The sequence below is a fragment of the Anaerobacillus arseniciselenatis genome (assembly GCF_001865995.1).
In the GTDB taxonomy this organism is placed as follows: Bacteria; Bacillota; Bacilli; order Bacillales; family Anaerobacillaceae; genus Anaerobacillus; species Anaerobacillus arseniciselenatis.
Genome location: NZ_MLQQ01000007.1, coordinates 1 through 17688 on the forward strand (window position 1 = coordinate 1; position 17688 = coordinate 17688).

Annotated in this window: 17 protein-coding genes and 1 rRNA gene; all 18 read right to left on the bottom strand. The window is 37.0% G+C overall.

All coding sequences use genetic code 11. From position 1 onward, the window contains the following. Nucleotides 1-187 (bottom strand): 16S ribosomal RNA (locus tag BKP35_RS06685); the annotation flags it as partial. A 721-nt stretch (nucleotides 188-908) separates the two neighbouring features. Beyond that, nucleotides 909-2405, bottom strand: a complete 1497-nt coding sequence (gene lysS, locus BKP35_RS06690) for a lysine--tRNA ligase (RefSeq protein ID WP_071312603.1) — start codon at nucleotides 2403-2405, stop codon at nucleotides 909-911. A gap of 411 nt (nucleotides 2406-2816) precedes the next feature. Beyond that, a complete protein-coding gene (dusB, locus tag BKP35_RS06695) occupies nucleotides 2817-3818 on the bottom strand; it encodes a tRNA dihydrouridine synthase DusB (RefSeq protein ID WP_071312604.1) in 1002 nt (333 codons plus the stop codon). Between the two features lie 25 nt (nucleotides 3819-3843). Then, on the bottom strand, nucleotides 3844-4050 hold the full coding sequence (locus BKP35_RS06700) for a helix-turn-helix domain-containing protein (protein ID WP_071312605.1): 207 nt from the start codon (nucleotides 4048-4050) through the stop codon (nucleotides 3844-3846). Then, on the bottom strand, nucleotides 4020-4535 hold the full coding sequence (gene folK, locus BKP35_RS06705; protein ID WP_071312606.1) for a 2-amino-4-hydroxy-6-hydroxymethyldihydropteridine diphosphokinase: 516 nt from the start codon (nucleotides 4533-4535) through the stop codon (nucleotides 4020-4022). The genes BKP35_RS06700 and folK overlap by 31 nt, the downstream gene beginning before the upstream one ends. After that, complete coding sequence (folB, locus tag BKP35_RS06710; RefSeq protein ID WP_071312607.1) at nucleotides 4528-4893, bottom strand: dihydroneopterin aldolase; 366 nt, start codon at nucleotides 4891-4893, stop codon at nucleotides 4528-4530. The genes folK and folB overlap by 8 nt, the downstream gene beginning before the upstream one ends. Then, on the bottom strand, nucleotides 4893-5654 hold the full coding sequence (gene folP / locus BKP35_RS06715; RefSeq protein WP_084031497.1) for a dihydropteroate synthase: 762 nt from the start codon (nucleotides 5652-5654) through the stop codon (nucleotides 4893-4895). Before folP ends, folB begins: the two co-directional genes overlap by 1 nt. A gap of 82 nt (nucleotides 5655-5736) precedes the next feature. Continuing rightward, the gene (gene pabC, locus BKP35_RS06720) at nucleotides 5737-6588 is read right to left on the bottom strand and encodes an aminodeoxychorismate lyase (RefSeq protein ID WP_071312609.1); all 852 of its coding nucleotides are present in this window, start codon (nucleotides 6586-6588) and stop codon (nucleotides 5737-5739) included. Between the two features lie 5 nt (nucleotides 6589-6593). Next, nucleotides 6594-7166: an aminodeoxychorismate/anthranilate synthase component II gene (gene pabA / locus BKP35_RS06725; protein ID WP_071312610.1), complete on the bottom strand. Its 573-nt coding sequence runs from the start codon at nucleotides 7164-7166 to the stop codon at nucleotides 6594-6596. Between the two features lie 13 nt (nucleotides 7167-7179). Beyond that, on the bottom strand, nucleotides 7180-8637 hold the full coding sequence (locus BKP35_RS06730; protein WP_071312611.1) for an anthranilate synthase component I family protein: 1458 nt from the start codon (nucleotides 8635-8637) through the stop codon (nucleotides 7180-7182). 588 nt (nucleotides 8638-9225) lie between these two features. Beyond that, nucleotides 9226-10149 carry a cysteine synthase A gene (gene cysK / locus BKP35_RS06735; protein ID WP_071312612.1) on the bottom strand — a complete coding sequence of 308 codons (924 nt, stop codon included), beginning with the start codon at nucleotides 10147-10149 and terminating at the stop codon, nucleotides 9226-9228. 106 nt (nucleotides 10150-10255) lie between these two features. Beyond that, nucleotides 10256-11134, bottom strand: coding sequence for an Hsp33 family molecular chaperone HslO (gene hslO, locus BKP35_RS06740; protein WP_071312613.1), 879 nt, complete (start codon nucleotides 11132-11134; stop codon nucleotides 10256-10258). 93 nt (nucleotides 11135-11227) lie between these two features. Further along, nucleotides 11228-11995, bottom strand: coding sequence for a type III pantothenate kinase (locus BKP35_RS06745; RefSeq protein WP_071312614.1), 768 nt, complete (start codon nucleotides 11993-11995; stop codon nucleotides 11228-11230). Between the two features lie 150 nt (nucleotides 11996-12145). Beyond that, a complete protein-coding gene (ftsH, locus tag BKP35_RS06750; protein ID WP_071312615.1) occupies nucleotides 12146-14155 on the bottom strand; it encodes an ATP-dependent zinc metalloprotease FtsH in 2010 nt (669 codons plus the stop codon). A gap of 72 nt (nucleotides 14156-14227) precedes the next feature. Next, nucleotides 14228-14767 carry a hypoxanthine phosphoribosyltransferase gene (gene hpt / locus BKP35_RS06755; RefSeq protein ID WP_071312646.1) on the bottom strand — a complete coding sequence of 180 codons (540 nt, stop codon included), beginning with the start codon at nucleotides 14765-14767 and terminating at the stop codon, nucleotides 14228-14230. A 135-nt stretch (nucleotides 14768-14902) separates the two neighbouring features. After that, nucleotides 14903-16315: a tRNA lysidine(34) synthetase TilS gene (tilS, locus tag BKP35_RS06760; protein WP_169819157.1), complete on the bottom strand. Its 1413-nt coding sequence runs from the start codon at nucleotides 16313-16315 to the stop codon at nucleotides 14903-14905. After that, the gene (locus BKP35_RS06765) at nucleotides 16275-16718 is read right to left on the bottom strand and encodes a threonine/serine exporter family protein (RefSeq protein ID WP_071312617.1); all 444 of its coding nucleotides are present in this window, start codon (nucleotides 16716-16718) and stop codon (nucleotides 16275-16277) included. The genes tilS and BKP35_RS06765 overlap by 41 nt, the downstream gene beginning before the upstream one ends. 139 nt (nucleotides 16719-16857) lie before the next feature. Continuing rightward, nucleotides 16858-17613 carry a threonine/serine exporter family protein gene (locus tag BKP35_RS06770; protein ID WP_071312618.1) on the bottom strand — a complete coding sequence of 252 codons (756 nt, stop codon included), beginning with the start codon at nucleotides 17611-17613 and terminating at the stop codon, nucleotides 16858-16860. Nucleotides 17614-17688: the final 75 nt, after the last annotated feature.

The window sequence follows — 17688 nt, forward strand, 5'->3', positions numbered from 1 at the left end:
TCCAAAGATTATCCGGTATTAGCTTCGGTTTCCCGAAGTTATCCCAGTCTACAGGGCAGGTTGCCCACGTGTTACTCACCCGTCCGCCGCTAAGTTTTAAAAGCAAGCTTTTAAAACTCCGCTCGACTTGCATGTATTAGGCACGCCGCCAGCGTTCGTCCTGAGCCAGGATCAAACTCTCCATAAAAGTGTTTGATAAAGCTCAAAATAAAACATTGACGAGATTTTTATATCTCTTTTTAAAGTTTCAGACTTCACTAGTAAGTGTTGCCTTCCACCTTTCTTAATTCGCTTGGCTGTGTGTTCAGTTTTCAAAGAACGAAACTAAAAATTAATTATAACATCCAGTCTCATATCGAAACTTGTATAATATTGTTACCGCTCAACAGCGACTTAATTAATATACCATAGTCACTTGTCGGCGTCAACAATAATTTAAAATTAATTATTTTGTAATACCGATTTAAAGCGACAAGTAATAATATATCATTATTAATATCTAAAGTCAATATTATATCGTTCATTTTATACAATCTATATTATTATCATTATTATTATACTTTATTATTACATTCCCGCTAATTTTTATTAAGGTTTTTAATGCCACCCACGATAATAGAAGAGTGCCAAAAGTTCCCCTAAATAAAGAAAGAAGGTAACTAGCCACTATATAACGGCGTTACCTTCTTTTTCTACAATTATATCAGCCACACATAAATTGTATCCAAAACGAAGCGAACTCGTTTCAGCAAGCTGAAACATCGAGAAATCAGATGAAGTCTCGACTCACCTGATTAAAAGTTCCCACCTACGCTACGCGTTGAGGTGGGGGTCTAAAACCCTTAAACTATTTAAGGATTAATTTTCAGTACTATCCTAACTCTGTTATAGGTTAGTCTTATATCCGTTTAGTTTTCTTCTTTATGTCTCATTTGTGGGAATAATAATACGTCTCTAATCGACGGCGCATCTGTTAATAACATAACCAAACGGTCAATCCCAATTCCTAACCCACCTGTAGGAGGCATCCCATATTCTAAAGATTCAACAAAGTCCTCATCCATCATGTGAGCTTCATCATCACCTTGAGCACGTTCTACAAGTTGAGCTTCAAAACGCTCACGTTGATCAATAGGATCATTCAATTCAGTAAAAGCATTTGCGTGTTCTCTTCCTACTATAAATAATTCAAAACGGTCCGTAAACCTTTCATCTTCAGGGTTTTTCTTAGCTAATGGTGAAATCGCCACTGGATGTCCGTATATGAATGTAGGTTGAATTAACTTTTCTTCAACGAAGTGCTCAAAGAACTCATTAACGACATGACCATAAGTCATTGTTTCTTTCACCGGGACATTGTGCTCTTTAGCAATCGCACGAGCTTCTTCGTCCGACATTTCGCTCCAGAAATCAACTCCTGCATACTCTTTAATCGCGTCTACCATATGAAGCCTTTTCCACTCAGCCTTTAAATTAACTTCATAGTCACCATATTTAACAGTCGTTGACCCTAAAACCTCTTCAGCTATATGAGCCACTAAGTTTTCTGTCAGCGACATGATATCTTTGTAATCAGCATAAGCTTCGTAAAGTTCAATCATCGTAAATTCAGGGTTATGCCTTGTTGAGACCCCCTCATTTCTAAACACGCGACCAATTTCATATACCTTTTCTAAACCACCAACAATCAGACGCTTTAGATGTAGCTCAATTGCAATCCGCATATATAACTGCATATCTAATGCATTGTGATGTGTAATAAAAGGTTTTGCAGCAGCTCCTCCTGCGATTGAATGCATCATCGGTGTTTCAACTTCTAAGTAACCGTTCGAGTCTAAATAGTTACGCATAGACTTAAGGATTTTACTTCTAGTAACAAAAGTATCTCTCACTTCTGGATTCATAATTAAGTCAACATAACGTTGGCGATATCGTTGTTCGACATCTTTTAATCCATGAAATTTATCTGGTAGTGGCCTTAAAGATTTTGTAAGCAGTTGAAAATCTTTTACCTTTACTGAAAGCTCGCCTACTTTAGTTTTAAAAGCAACCCCTGTTACTCCTACAATATCACCAATGTCGATCGTATTAAAAACTTCATATTGCTCGTCACCGATAGCATCTTTACGAACATAGATTTGAACTTGTCCTGATAAATCTTGTAAATGAGCAAAGCCTGCTTTTCCTTTACCACGCTTTGTCATAATACGACCAGCGATTGTCACTTCAACGCTCTCTTCTTCTAGTTGCTCTTTCGTCAATTGCCCAAACGAGGTTTCCATTGTCTCTGCTGTATAAGTGCGATCAAAACGTTTTCCAAATGGATCGAGCCCATCTTCGGTTAATTTTTTTAACTTTTCCCGCCTCACTATCAACTGATCATTTAACTCTAATTCGTTTGTCATCTTTCTCATCTCCTAAAGTTTAAATATTAATTCCGCGAATATTTATTGCATATATGTATCAATGAATTTCATAATTCATTATTCTCGCCACTAAGATCAATATATAGTTGCGTCAAAACCATTCGCAAACTATATATATTGCGTGATGTGGCTCATTTTTGGTAATTATGAAATTCACTCGTATAAGTTATTATTTTGTATAACCATTTAAAGGCTTATCTATAATATTTGTACGTATTCCTTTATGGAGCGTAGTAATAATTTTTCCATAGTTTGTCGTAAATTTCTAAAAACTATTTTCAAGCTCTACCACAAAATTAATCTTCTTAAAGTATGAAGAAAACTGCCAGCATCTTGCTGACAGTTACTAATCTCAGACGTATTATAGGTTACATACGATCGATTGTCAAATTAACGAACAGCCGATTCCTCGCCTTGTTTTGCTTCAAAATCTTCTATAAAACCGTACAATGTCGCTTCGATCATTTCCTTAGATTCAAACTGATTAATTTGATCTTTTACTTTAGTTGCACCATGCATACCTTTAACATACCAAGCGACATGCTTTCTCATTTCACGAATCGCAACTCTCTCACCTTTCAACGCAATAAGACGGTCTAAATGAAGCATGCAAACGTCTATTTTTTCTCGTGGTGTCGGCTCTGGAGAAAGTTCTCCAGTCTCTAAAAATTGAACGGTACGATACAACATCCACGGATTACCTAATGCTGCTCGACCGATCATTACACCATCTGCTTTCGTCGTCTCTAATAGCCGTTTCGCATCTTGAGGTGTTTTAACATCTCCATTACCTATGACTGGAATGTTCACCGCCTCTTTCACTTGCCTAATAATATCCCAATCAGCGATACCTTCATACATTTGAACTCGCGTACGGCCGTGAACTGCTACTCCTTGTCCACCAGCTCTCTCGACCGCTTGGGCATTTTCCACTGCATAAATGTGATCTTCATCCCAGCCCATTCTCATTTTCACTGTGACTGGCTTCTTTACGACATCAACCACCGCTGCGACCATTTCATAAATTTTATTTGGATCAAGGAGCCATTTAGCTCCCGCATCACACTTTGTTATTTTCGGAACAGGGCAGCCCATATTAATATCAATAATATCAGCATTCGTTTGTTGATCGACAACTTTAGCCGCCTCTACGAGTGTCTTTTTGTCACCGCCAAAAATTTGTAAACTGAGCGGTTTTTCCCTCTCATCAACGTATAGCATTTGTAGTGATTTCTGATTTTTATATAAAATCGCCTTGTCACTAACCATTTCCGCACATACAAGACCTGCTCCGAATTCTTTCGCGATCAAGCGAAAAGCAGGATTACAAACCCCCGCCATAGGCGCTAAGACCACCGGGTTTTTCATAGTGATATCACCAATCTTTAGCACTGATATCACCTCCTATCTATAACAATTAATTTATCGATGTTAACTCTTCTTTTCGAACATTTAAAATGATCGAAATTTGTTCTATTAGCTCTTCTGAAGGTACGCGATTCCCTCGCTCAATTTCCCCTAATACTGAAACTGAAACTCCTAACTTCATTGCTAGTTGTTCTTGAGTAAACCCTTTAAGCTTTCGAAACGCCCTTATTCGTCTTCCCCAAATCGTCTCTTCCATATTCGAACACCTTCTTTATCACTTAGTTCTTCATAAACTTGTTCTATCGACTTTTCCATTGCTGGAAAGTAAAGACTTGGATTAATTTCTTTCAATGGAACAATAACAAATGATCTTTCATGCATCCGGGGGTGCGGAATTATTAAATGTTCCATTTCAATATTTTCTTTATTATACAACAAAATGTCAAGATCCAAAGTTCGTGGTCCCCATCGAACATTTGTGTTTCTGCCTGCTTCTTTTTGAATTTCCTGTGTACAATCTAATAACTGTAACGGGTCATAAGATGTCTTAATTTCAACAACCATGTTCAAAAAATCAGCTTGATCTACATAGCCAACAGGACTTGTCTCATAGATTGAAGAATAACTGATAATGGATATTTTTATATCATCTTCTAAACTCTTTAGCCCAAATTTCAAAAACGATGCACGATCTCCGATATTTGAACCTAAAGCAATATAAGCAGTATTTAGTTTATCCATTTTGCCCTCTTTTAATTTCAACGGCTACAGAGTGATAATGTCCTGCAATCGGCGGATTAGGCTTTACTAATTTTAACGTACAGTTATGAACTTGGGGAAACTGGTTTAAAATATTCTCAACTATTTTTTCTGATAAAGCCTCTATAAGTTTGAAAGGTGGCCCTTCTACGAAAGATTTAACTATGTCGTAAACCTCTGCATAATTAATAGTTTTCGTTAAATCATCTGTCTTTCCTGCCTCTTTTAGATCAACTTCTAGAACAACATCAACAATAAAACGTTGTCCTAGCTTCGTCTCTTCTGGAAAAACACCATGATAACCGTAAAATTCCATTTGGTTTAAAAAGATTTTATCCATTAAAACCTCTCCTTTAAAGCATCCATCATTTGAGCAGTTCTCGAAATTTGTAAAACATCATGGACACGCATCATTTGGCAACCTTTCATAATTCCATAACAAACGGTTGCTTGCGTTCCTTCTAAACGTTCTTCAGCTGGTAAGTCTAATGCAGCACCGATCATCGATTTTCTTGAAGTTCCTAGTAAAACGGGGAAACCTAGCTCTACTATTTTATCTAAATGTTGCAATACTAAGATGTTTTGCTCATAAGTCTTTGCAAAACCGATGCCAGGATCTAAAATGATTTTCGCTTGATCAACACCAGCTCGCTCACATATTGAAATGCTTTCACCTAAATCTGAAAGAACGTCACTAATTAAATCGTTATAATCTCGATTTTTTCGATTATGTGTTAAAACAATTGGTACATTATAGTTTGCTGCAACGTCGGCTATTTCAGGATTTGCCTTAGCGCCCCACACATCATTAATGATCGAAGCTCCTGCCTCTAGAGCTTGTTTTGCGACTTCGTGCTTATATGTATCAATAGAGATTGGAACATTTACCACATTGGATACTGCTTGAATGATCGGTAATACACGCTCAAGCTCTTCTTCTTCGTTGACAGTTTCTGCTCCTGGGCGTGTTGATTCTCCACCGATATCAATGATGTCGGCACCTTCTTCGACCATCTGAATGGCTCTATTCACTGCACCGTCTAAATCATTGAACTTACCGCCATCTGAAAAAGAATCAGGAGTTATATTTAAAATGCCCATAATTAACGTTTTCTTCGTTACATCTAAATCGTACGGCCCCGCTTTAATAATTGTTGATTTAAGCACAAACCCACGCCCTCTCTTATATTTCTTTCATCGATGAAAGCTGTTTATTAATATAGTTTTGATATTTTGATTGCAAAAAATTTGTATATTTATTTTCTTGCCGGTACAAACACTCATCAACACTACTAATCGATACTATTTCTTGAATTGAGTTAGTAATAAAAACTTCGTCTGCTTCAATCAATGCCGTTAACGGGTAAAAACCTTCATGACAACGTATGTTGTACTTTGCTAATACCTTAATGATAAACTTTCGTGTAATCCCGTTTAAAATGCCCGTAGCGACACTCGGAGTATAAACTTGTCCATCCTTTACCCAAAATATATTAGACACAATTCCTTCAGCTATGTAACCTTCATTCGTCAAGAAAATCCCTTCATATTCCGGTGAGTTCAACTCTCTTTTCCCGATAATGTTATTTAAGTAATGATGAGATTTCAGGCGTTCTGTTCCTTCTGGAGTATTTCTTCTAGTTGTTAAAACCGAAGCCTTTTTCGTTCGCGCAAGCGGGCTATTTATCGGTTTTATGAAGATAATAATCGTCGGTTCCGTATAAGAGTCAGTTTGTAAACCAACTGGTGCCGCGCCAGCAGAGACATTAAAACGAATATACGCATCTTTAAGTTGATTTAATGTTAAAAGCTCGGAAATGATTTCTTTTAACTGTTGCTTCGTTATGTTTAAAATAATATTTAATTGTTCAACACTTCGTTTCAAGCGTTGAAAATGGTCATCCAATAAAAATGGATGACCATTATAAATGCGAAAAGTTTCAAATACACCTAATCCATATAAAAAGCCGTGGTCAAAAGGAGAAATCTTCGCTTCATCTTGTAAAATAAACTCTCCATTCAAATATATAAACATATACGCTACCTCGCATAATAACGAATGAAATTTTTTAATAAGTTTTTTCCTTCTGCTGTCATTATTGATTCCGGATGAAATTGAACTCCTTCAATCGGAAGTCCCTTATGGCGAATCGACATAATTTCCCCTTCACTTGTTTCAGAAGTTATCTCAAAACAATCCGGTAACGTTTCTCTTTTAACAATTAATGAGTGATATCTCGTTGCCGTAAAAGATGACGGCATTTCCGAAAAAATCGTTTTTTGATCATGTGTAATTTCAGATGTTTTTCCGTGCATCAATCGTTCAGCACCAACGACATCGCCACCAAAAACTTGGGCAATCGATTGATGTCCAAGACAAACGCCAAAAATCGGAATTTTCCCAGCGAAATGTTTAATCGCCTCCATACTAATCCCGGCCTCATTAGGGCTACACGGTCCAGGAGAAATCATCAAGTAATTAGGATTTAATTCTTCAATTTCGGCAATTGTTATTTTGTCATTTCTCCTGACGATTAACTCTTCACCCATTTCCCCTAAATATTGAACTAAATTGTACGTAAACGAATCATAATTATCAATCATTAATATCATCTATTTTTCCTCCTCAGCTCTTCACTTTACTCTTTTGTTCTCTCATCTCTTCTTCACTAATCTCTTTAGCTTTCCATAACGCCATTGCCTTTTTCAATGATTCTTTATATTCAGCCTTAGGGTCGGAATCAATAACAATACCTGCTCCCGCTTGAACGTAAGCAAAACCGTCTTTTGCTAACATGGTACGGATCGTAATGTTTAATTCCATATTACCATTATAACCAATCCACCCGATAGAACCAGTATATATCCCTCTTCTTACAGGTTCAAGCTCTTCAATAATTTCCATTGTACGCACTTTAGGTGCGCCTGTAATTGTTCCACCAGGGAATGTCGCTTCGATGACATCGTATAAATTATATGTCGGATCAAGCTTACCACGAACGTTTGAAACAATATGCATCACATGAGAGTATTTTTCAATGACCATTAATTCATTAACTTCCACGGTGCCGAATCGGCTCACCCTACCTAAGTCGTTCCTCTCTAAATCAACGAGCATCACATGCTCTGCTTTTTCTTTTTCATTTTCAATTAACGTTTTTGCTAAACGTTCATCTTCTTCTGTATTTTTACCTCTTGACCTTGTCCCTGCGATGGGGCGAGTGCTAATATCTTCGCCATTCTTTTTAACTAGAAGCTCTGGTGATGCACTAATAATTTGAAAGTGTGGCGCTTCAATGTATGACATATAAGGCGATGGGTTAATCTCCCGTAACTTTTCATATATATGCAAAGGAGCTGTCTGTAATTTCTTCGCTTGACGAACAGATAAGTTCACTTGAAAAACATCGCCATCGGCAATATAGTTTTGAACTTTTGCTACTGCCTTGTTAAAATCGGTTTCTGATAACGAAGCATGCCAATACTCATCTTCTTCTACATCTTCAACATAGTTCCATTCTTCTTTAATACTTGGTTGAAACCACATTTCTTCTAGCTCAACCAATCTTTTTTCAGCCTCTTGCTTCTTTCCTTCTTGATAATGTGTAATAATCCAAAAAACATTTTCTTCATGATCAAAAATAAACACATCGTCAAATAACAAGAAAAATATATCATCTGTGTTTAAATCATCATCACTTAAGGTAGGTAACTTCTCAATTTGTCTTACAAGGTCATAACTAATAAAACCGATGGCACCACCTTGAAATTGAGGTAAACTTTCATCTACTTCTGTTTTATACTGACTCATCCACTGCTCCATCGATTGCAGTAATGGTCCTTTCTTTATTTCCTGCTTTTTATCAACTGTTATCGTTAATTGTTTATTTTTCCCTGATAATACGGCCCAAGGCTCCAATCCCATAATACTGTAATTACCGCCTCGGCCACTCTCGAGAAGTATGTGATAATCCTTTTCTAAAGAAAGCTCTTTATACTTTTGGAACCAAGCAAAATCTTTAGCCTCGAATGATTTACCAAGAGGAAAACGTTGAACTTTATCTGAATTATTAGTTTGTCTCAAAATAACGTTCACTCTCCATTTACAACTTATGTTCCATGAATTTCATAATTTATTATTCTCGCCACTAAGATCAATATATAGTTGCGTTAAAACTATTCCCAAAACTATATATTACTTGATGTGACTCAGTTTTGGTAATTATGAAATTCACTCGTTATTAGTTCTTTCCTTTTCTGTCCAACTTATATTTTATCATTATACCTCAACAGACTGAAACAATTAACTTAGATAAAATTTAAATGCCAGCATACTTTGATACGAAAAAAGGCAAATGATTTCCTTCTCTTCGCTGTGAAGATACTGACCTCAATCACATCATGGCACGCATCTTAGCAAAGGCTCCGTGCTGCTTTGCGACGAGTAACCGCAGGAGCACCTTCTAACGAATCTCAGAGGCTCGCTCACGAAATCATCCACCTTTTTTCAAACAAAACAGTCACCATCTATGATATAAATGCAAAATTAAAAATATAAAAAGTCGAGCGCCATCCTTTCCAACTTTCCACTAACCAACAAACCAACTAACTAGCCAACTAACAAACAAAAAAGGTGCCCCGATACAAAAGTATCAGGCACCCTCTTAAATCATTAATCTTCAAATTGGTATAATGGTGTACTTAAATATCTTTCCCCATTACTAGGAATAATCGCTACTACTTTTTTGCCTTTTCCTAATTTTTTCGCCACTTTTAATGCTGCAGCAATCGCTGCACCAGAGGAAATCCCACCTAAAATCCCTTCTTCTTTAGCTGCACGACGAGCATATTCAAAGGCTTCTTCTGTAGAGATTTGAAGAACTTCATCATACACTTCTGTATTTAAAATATCAGGCACAAAACCTGCACCGATTCCTTGGATTTTATGTGGTCCCGGATTACCGCCGGATAAAACAGGTGAATCTTGCGGTTCAACAGCGGCAATATGCAAATGCGGAAATTTTTCTTTTAAGACTCCACCTGCACCAGTCACCGTTCCACCCGTACCAATTCCAGAAATGAAACCATCTAATTGATCTCCGACTTGCTCTAACAACTCCTTACCTGTTGTTAAACGGTGCACTTCAGGGTTTGCTTCATTTTCAAATTGTTGTGGTATGAAATAACCATTTTCCTTAGCTAATTCAGTAGCCTTACGGATCGCTCCCCCCATACCTTCAGGCCCTGGAGTTAACACTAGCTCTGCCCCATAAGCACGTAATAAATTGCGTCGCTCTAAACTCATCGTTTCAGGCATCACTAAAATCGTACGATAGCCTTTTGCTGCCGCAACCATCGCTAAACCAATACCAGTGTTGCCACTCGTTGGTTCGATAATTGTATCGCCACTTTTTAGGTTCCCGTCTTTTTCTGCACTTTCTATCATCGCTAAAGCAATACGGTCCTTGACACTACTTCCCGGATTCATATATTCCAGTTTTAAGTAAATATCCGCGTAATCTTCTGGTACAAGACGATTTAATTTCACTAAAGGTGTTTCCCCGATTAATTCAGTAATTGAATTTGCTACTTTCATTAGTATTCCTCCTCTTTTTAATACCGAGTATTTTCATTGGATTAATATATATTAATCCTATCAGAGCAATACAACACTGTCAATAAAAATATTTGTAAAATTTAACCTACTTCGCCTCTTCCAAAAGTTCCTGTAAATCAGCAACTGTAAAATTGTATGTTTCATTACAGAAATGGCACTCTGTTTCTGCGCCGCCATCTTCCTCGATCATTTCTTTTAATTCCTCTTTTCCTAAACTAATTAATGCCTGGGAAATTCTTTCCTTCGAACAATGACATTGGAACTTAACATCCATTTTATTTAGGACCTTTGCATTACCATCACCTAAAAGAGCCAAAATAAGTTCTTCAGGAGGCATTCCCGCTTCAATTAACTTTGAAATTGGCGGTAAAGTACTTAGTCTCTTTTCGATTTCAGTGATAGTTTCATCATCTGCCCCTGGCATTAACTGAATCATAAAGCCGCCTGAAGCAAGAATTGATCCATCTGGTTTTACGAGTACACCAACACCAACAGAAGCTGGCGTTTGCTCAGAAGAAGCAAAATAGTAAGTAAAATCTTCGCCTAATTCACCAGAAATTAATGGAACACTTCCTGTAAAATGGTCTCGCATTCCTAAATCTTTTACTACAGATAATAAACCATCTTTACCAACCGCTCGAGCTACATCAAATTTACCTTCTTTATTTAATTCAAAGTCGACTTGAGGATTGCCCACATATCCTCTTGTTTCTCCTTTGGCATTACTATCAACGATGATCGGACCAATTGGACCTCCACCATCAATTTTTACTGTTAATTTCTCATCACCTTTCAGCATCGCTCCGATCATCGTGGTTGCCGTCATTGCTCTTCCTAATGCTGCAGAAGCTGTTGGCCAAGTTTCATGCCTTCTAACTGCCTCATTAACCATTTCAGTTGTATTGATGGCATAAGCCCTTACCTTTCCTTCGAATCCTACAGCTTTAACTAAGTAATCTGACATTCGTTTTACACCTCTTTTTTAAACTTTACTATTCTTTACTCAAATGAATATCATTAATTAACATTATTGTCCGAGTGTGAGAAAAACTTGGCTTTAGGCCAAGTTTTTTCTATAAATCATTATAAGTCCTTTTAAAGTTAAAAACGGATCAACAACATCTATCACTTTTGACTCTTCCGCTATTAACGGAGCTAATCCACCAGTCGCAATCACTAGAGGCTCTTTATTAGCTTGATCCTTTATACGATTAACAATTCCTTCAACTTGTCCTACATAACCGTATAAAATACCTGACTGCATTGCACTGACAGTATTTTTACCGACAATGTCTTTCGGTTTAATGATTTCAATACGCGGAAGCTTTGACGCTCTATTATATAAGGCTTCTGTAGAAATACCGATGCCCGGCGCAATTGCCCCACCCATGTATTGATGTTCTTCACTTATGTAGCAGTATGTAGTCGCTGTACCAAAATCAACAATAATTAACGGACTTCCATATAATTCAATGGCAGCAACAGCATTGACAATACGATCTGCACCAACCTCTTTTGGGTTATCGTATTTAATATTAAGCCCAGTTTTTATTCCCGGCCCGATAATCATAGGTTTTACATAGAAATATTTTTTACACATTTCTTCTAAAGCATACATAATCGGCGGTACTACAGATGAAATGATAATCCCATCAATATCCTTAGTTGTTAACCCTTCATAAGAAAATAATTCCTTAATGATCATCCCATATTCATCTTCGGTTCTTTGACGGTCTGTTCCAATTCTCCAGTGATATTTTAACTCTTCATCATCATACACACCTAATACTATATTCGTATTCCCTACATCTAAAACAAAGATCATCTAAGTCACCTACTTTTTAGGTTTATATTTACACCACTTCTAGTATAAAGAGTAATCTCCTAAAATTGAATAACTAATCGTATTTTTAATTTGAAAAACTTGATAATATTAGTGAAAAAAAGGGTGCCTATTAAGACACCCTTTTTGCTTTTAGTCTTTTTTATTATCGTCAGCTTTGTTTTCTTCTTGCTTTTCTGAAGGAAGAATCGCCTCTTCGTCAGACTGTTTCACTTCTGGCTCAGTTAGCTTTTCCTCTTCTTTCTTAGCGTTAATATTAACTTTTACATCTTCGTTTCCGTTTGCGTTTTCGTTATTAGCATGATGCCCTTCAGGAAGCTTTCCATCATTTACTAATGATTTGATTTGTTCAGCATCTAAAGTTTCAACATCTAATAATGTTTTCGCAATAAGTTCTAACCGATCTTTATTTTCCAATAGAATTGTACGGCAACGTTCGTAGCTCTCTTTAACAATTCGCTGCATTTCTTGGTCAATTTCATAAGCGATCGCATCACTATAGTTTTGATCGTTATTAATGTCTCGCCCAAGGAACACATTACCACCTTGACCTGTACCAAATTGCATCGGGCCAAGCTTTTCACTCATACCGTACTCTGTCACCATTTTACGTGCAATACCTGTCGCACGTTGGAAGTCGTTATGTGCACCAGTACTTACTTCACCAAAAATAATTTCTTCAGCAACTCGACCACCTAACAAGCCGACGATCTTATCTAATAGTTCAGGCTTTGTCATGAAATAGCGATCTTCTTTCGGGAGCATCACTGCATAGCCTCCGGCTTGCCCTCGAGGAACAATCGTTACTTTGTGAACCATATCAGCGTTCTCTAATTTAACACCAACAACAGTATGACCCGCTTCGTGATAGGCAACGATATTTTTCTCTTTCTCAGAGATCACCCTACTCTTTTTAGCAGGACCTGCAATAACGCGGTCAATTGCTTCTTCAACGTCATTCATATCTACTTTTGGTTTATCACGTCTAGCTGCCACAAGAGCCGCTTCGTTTAATAAGTTTTCTAAATCTGCACCAGAAAACCCTGGCGTACGCGTTGCAATCGTTTTTAAATTAACATCATCTGCTAACGGCTTATTACGAGCATGTACGTGTAATACCGCTTCACGACCTTTTACATCAGGACGCCCAACCATAATTTGTCGGTCAAAACGACCTGGACGTAATAATGCAGGGTCTAAAATATCAGCTCGGTTTGTTGCGGCGATAATGATGATACCTTCATTTGCACCAAAACCGTCCATCTCAACTAATAATTGGTTTAAGGTTTGCTCACGCTCATCGTGTCCGCCACCTAAACCTGCTCCACGTTGACGACCAACGGCATCAATTTCATCAATGAAAATAATACAAGGAGCATTTTTCTTTGCATTTTCAAACAAGTCACGTACACGTGATGCACCGACCCCAACAAACATTTCAACAAAGTCAGAACCACTGATTGAAAAGAATGGTGTACCTGCTTCTCCTGCAACTGCACGAGCAAGTAATGTTTTACCTGTTCCTGGTGGTCCTACTAATAGAACCCCTTTAGGAATTCTTGCTCCTATTGCCGAGAATTTACGCGGATCCTTTAAGAATTCAACAACCTCTACAAGTTCTTGCTTTTCTTCATCAGCACCAGCAACATCTTTAAATTTCGCTTTCTTTTTATCTTCACTATAAAGCTTAGCTTTACTTTTCCCAAAGTTCATAACACGGCTACCGCCACCTTGTGCTTGACTTAAAAGGAAAAAGAATAAAATAAAGATAATCACGAAAGGAATCATCGTCGTAAAAAATGTTACCCAACCACTCGTTTGCTCCGCTGGAATGACCTCTAACGCTGTGTCACCTCTAGTAGCTGCTAAGTGGATTTGTTCAATTGACATGTCTGAACGAGGTACATTTACAACAAAGCCCTCGTCTTCACCCATTGTTTTTAAACGTCCTTCAATTACGTAAACATCCCTTACCGGCTGCATCGTAATCGGACCAATTTCGCCACGCTCTAATTTCGTTTGGAATTCACCATACGTCATTTCTTCAGTTTCTGTTGGTGGTTGATTAAAAAAACTAACGATCCCAACAATAACTAAAAATATTAATAAATAAAAGACTGTATTTCGAAATATTCGATTCATCCTTTACCTCCTCCCACTGGCAAATAAGACTTAGATAATATTACCATAAAAGCATAGTTGTTCACAATTAATTTACCCTTCGTAAATTTCAGGTTTTAAAATACCTATGTAAGGTAAATTTCGATATCGCTCAGCGTAATCTAAACCGTACCCTACAACAAATTCATTCTTGACGTTAAAACCAGCTAAATCTGGCTTTAAGTCTACCTTACGACCTTCAGGCTTATCCAACAAAGTAACAATTTTCACGGTTTTCGCTTTTCGATAATGAAATAAATCCACTAAATAATTTAAGGTAAGTCCACTATCAATAATATCTTCAATGATTAAAACGTCACGCCCTTCAACAGAAGTATTTAAATCTTTAATAATTTTAACTTCCCCAGAAGAAACCATTTCATTACCATAACTAGAAACATCCATAAAATCCATTTCTATATGAGCATCGATTCGTTTAATAAGATCACTCATAAATGGCATTGCGCCTTTTAGCACACCGATCACAAGTGGAAATCGATCACTATACTCTTCAGATAATTGTTCGCCTAACTGTTTTACCTTCGTTTGAATTTCTTCCTCACTTATTAAAACCTCTTTAATATCATCTTTCATCATGTCTAAAAAATTACCTCCTAAAGTAATGTATAACAAAAAATTTTAAAATATCATTAAATGAATTTCATAATTCACTCAAAGAAAAGGTGAATTTTTATCCCTTCTCTTTATAAATCTTTTCCACTTATGTAGTTACAATTCCTCTATTGTTAGTAAAACGAAGTTTTTTGTCTCTTTTGAAGGAAGAGCAATATTCGATCTCCTCAAACCCGGAATCCACAATAACTGATCATTACCGTCAACGATAATCGGCCAATCGTCCCTTTGTTCTCGATCAACTTTTTCATCAATAAAAAGGTCTTTTAGCTTTTTCGATCCAGTCATTCCCTTTATCGCGATACGATCGCCTTGTTTTCGAGTTCTAACCATTAACGGTAGTGTTAGTCTTTCTAAATCACACACAATACTATTATGATTTACATGTACTGAAGGAAATGATTTCGAAACTTCTGCGTTTATCTTTCCCTTTTTCACACTAACAATCCCTGGTATCGATAAAAGATACTCATATTTTTTTAACGTACTCTTATTCATAAAAGATAAAGAGCATTCATCATACGACTTCGTTACTAATAACCCTCTCGGAAAATGCAAATCTCCCGATGGGCTTGAGTTTTTGATAAAATCAATAAAATCATCAATATGTATAGTGGAAATTAATGGCATGTTTTCATTATAAAGATAGTTTAATATTAGTTGAAAGGCCCTTCTTTGTAAAGGGATTCGAATACGATTAAATTGCGAAATCGAAAGGACGATTCTTTTATCACTTTTGTTTAGAAGAACACCACTTAACTCTTTTTCAGCGAGATCCTGTAAAAATAATTCATCATCTAACATTAGTTCACTTTGTTGTTGGAATTTCAAATGAACTGAAGGGTTTTCCTTTTTTAATACAGGTAGTACTTTGTTTCTAATACGGTTTCTCATATATTTCGAAGAAAAGTTACTTTGATCAACCCTTGGTACAAGATTCTCCATTTCGCAATAACGAATGATCTCTTCTTTTGAGAGGCATAAAAACGGTCGAATGATTTTCCCATCGTGAAACTCACGAAGACTACGTATACCTGCCAACCCTAAACCATATGCTCCGCGAATCTGCCTCATTAATATGGTTTCAACTTGGTCATCTCCATGGTGAGCAAGAGCGAGTAGTTGGGCCGAATGTTTCGTCATCATTTCTTGAAAAAATCGATAACGACATTCTCTAGCTGCAACCTGTATCGTCATTTTATGTTCATGACGATATTTTTCTACATCTATTTTTATTCCTTCAAAAATAATTTCATTTTCTCTACAGTAATTTTCGACAAAAAGATAGTCTTCCTCTGATTCTTTACCTCGAAGCGAATGGTCTACGTGAGCTGCAACTAACGTTAAATTTCGAGCCTCCGCTTCGCCTTTTAAAAAATGAAGCAAAGCTAGCGAATCGGGGCCACCAGAAACACCTACAACAACTGTCGCACCATCAAATAACAATTGATGCTTCTTAATGAATCGATTAACGATTTGTTTCATATCGATGACCAATTCCTTTCCCAAAAGAGAATATTGCTAAAGCAAAAACTATTCCCGCAGCAATCGCTCCCGCTTGTAACATCGTTTCAATTCCTAGTTCAAGCCCAAGAAGATAATCGCCTTCAACAAAAGCGAGCATCGTAAAATAAGCTCTACTCCCTGGAACGAGAGGGATAATGCCTGGGATCGTAAATGCAGTCGCTGGAATACGAAATCTTCTAGCAAAAAAATGAGATAATGTTGCTGCAGTAATTGAAGCGACACTCGTTGCAAAAATAGCAGTCATACCGTATTCTGGCAATATTCTAAAAATCGCAAATGAGAGCACACCGATTAAACCACCTAATATAAGAGAGTTTCTAGGTACGCTAAAGATAATTGCAAATGAAACTGTCGCTAAAAAACAAAAAATAAGTTCTAAAATCATTGCATTCTCACCTTGCTTGAGTGAATTTCATAATCTCCAAAAACAAGCCACACCACGCAATATATAGTTTGCAAATGGTTTTGACGCAACTATATATTGATCTTAGTGGCGGAAGTAATGAATTATGAAATTCATGAATTTATAAAAATAAAGTAATTGATAAGGCTATTCCTGTTGCTATTGATAAGGATGTTATCGTAGCTTCGGCACCACGACTAACACCTGCAACTAAGTCACCACTCATTAAGTCCCGTACTGCATTTGTTAAAGGAACCCCAGGAACAAGAGGCATTAAAGTTCCGATAATGATTTGATTTAAGTTCGTTCCAATGCCAAGGAAAACGAGAGCAATCGCAACGGTACCTCCAACAAAAGCGGCAATAAATTCAGCAAAAAACTTTACTTTTAAATACTTCTCCACTTCAATAAGAAACACACTTGCCGTTACACCTGCTATAAAAGCAGGAAGGGTATCTTTAATTCCACCACCAAATAAATAAGAGAATCCTCCTCCAGCTATTCCCGAAGCAAAATGAATAAGCCATATAGGATAATTTAAAGGTGTTCGATAAATATCTTTTAGTTTATCGTGGGCTTCTTCGGAAGTAATTTCACCGATGACAAACTCCCTAGAAACTTGGTTTACGAGGGCCACTTTATTTAAATCATGATACCTGTCATCAACACGGATCATTTGCATCACATCGCCATGACCATTCTCTTCAAAGGAGATAAAAATACCCGTTGTCGTCACGAAACTATGGACATTCTTCAGATTAGCCGCTTTCGCCATTCTTTCTAACGTTTCTTCAACACGATACGTCTCTGCTCCATATGTTAGCATAATTTCACCTGCTAACAAGCAAATATCCATCATTTCATCTGCCTTCGCCATCTCACTCTCCCCTTTTAAAAGCAGTTTTGAGTTTTGAATTTTGAGTTGGGAAGTATTGCTTCGAAGTAAAGACTT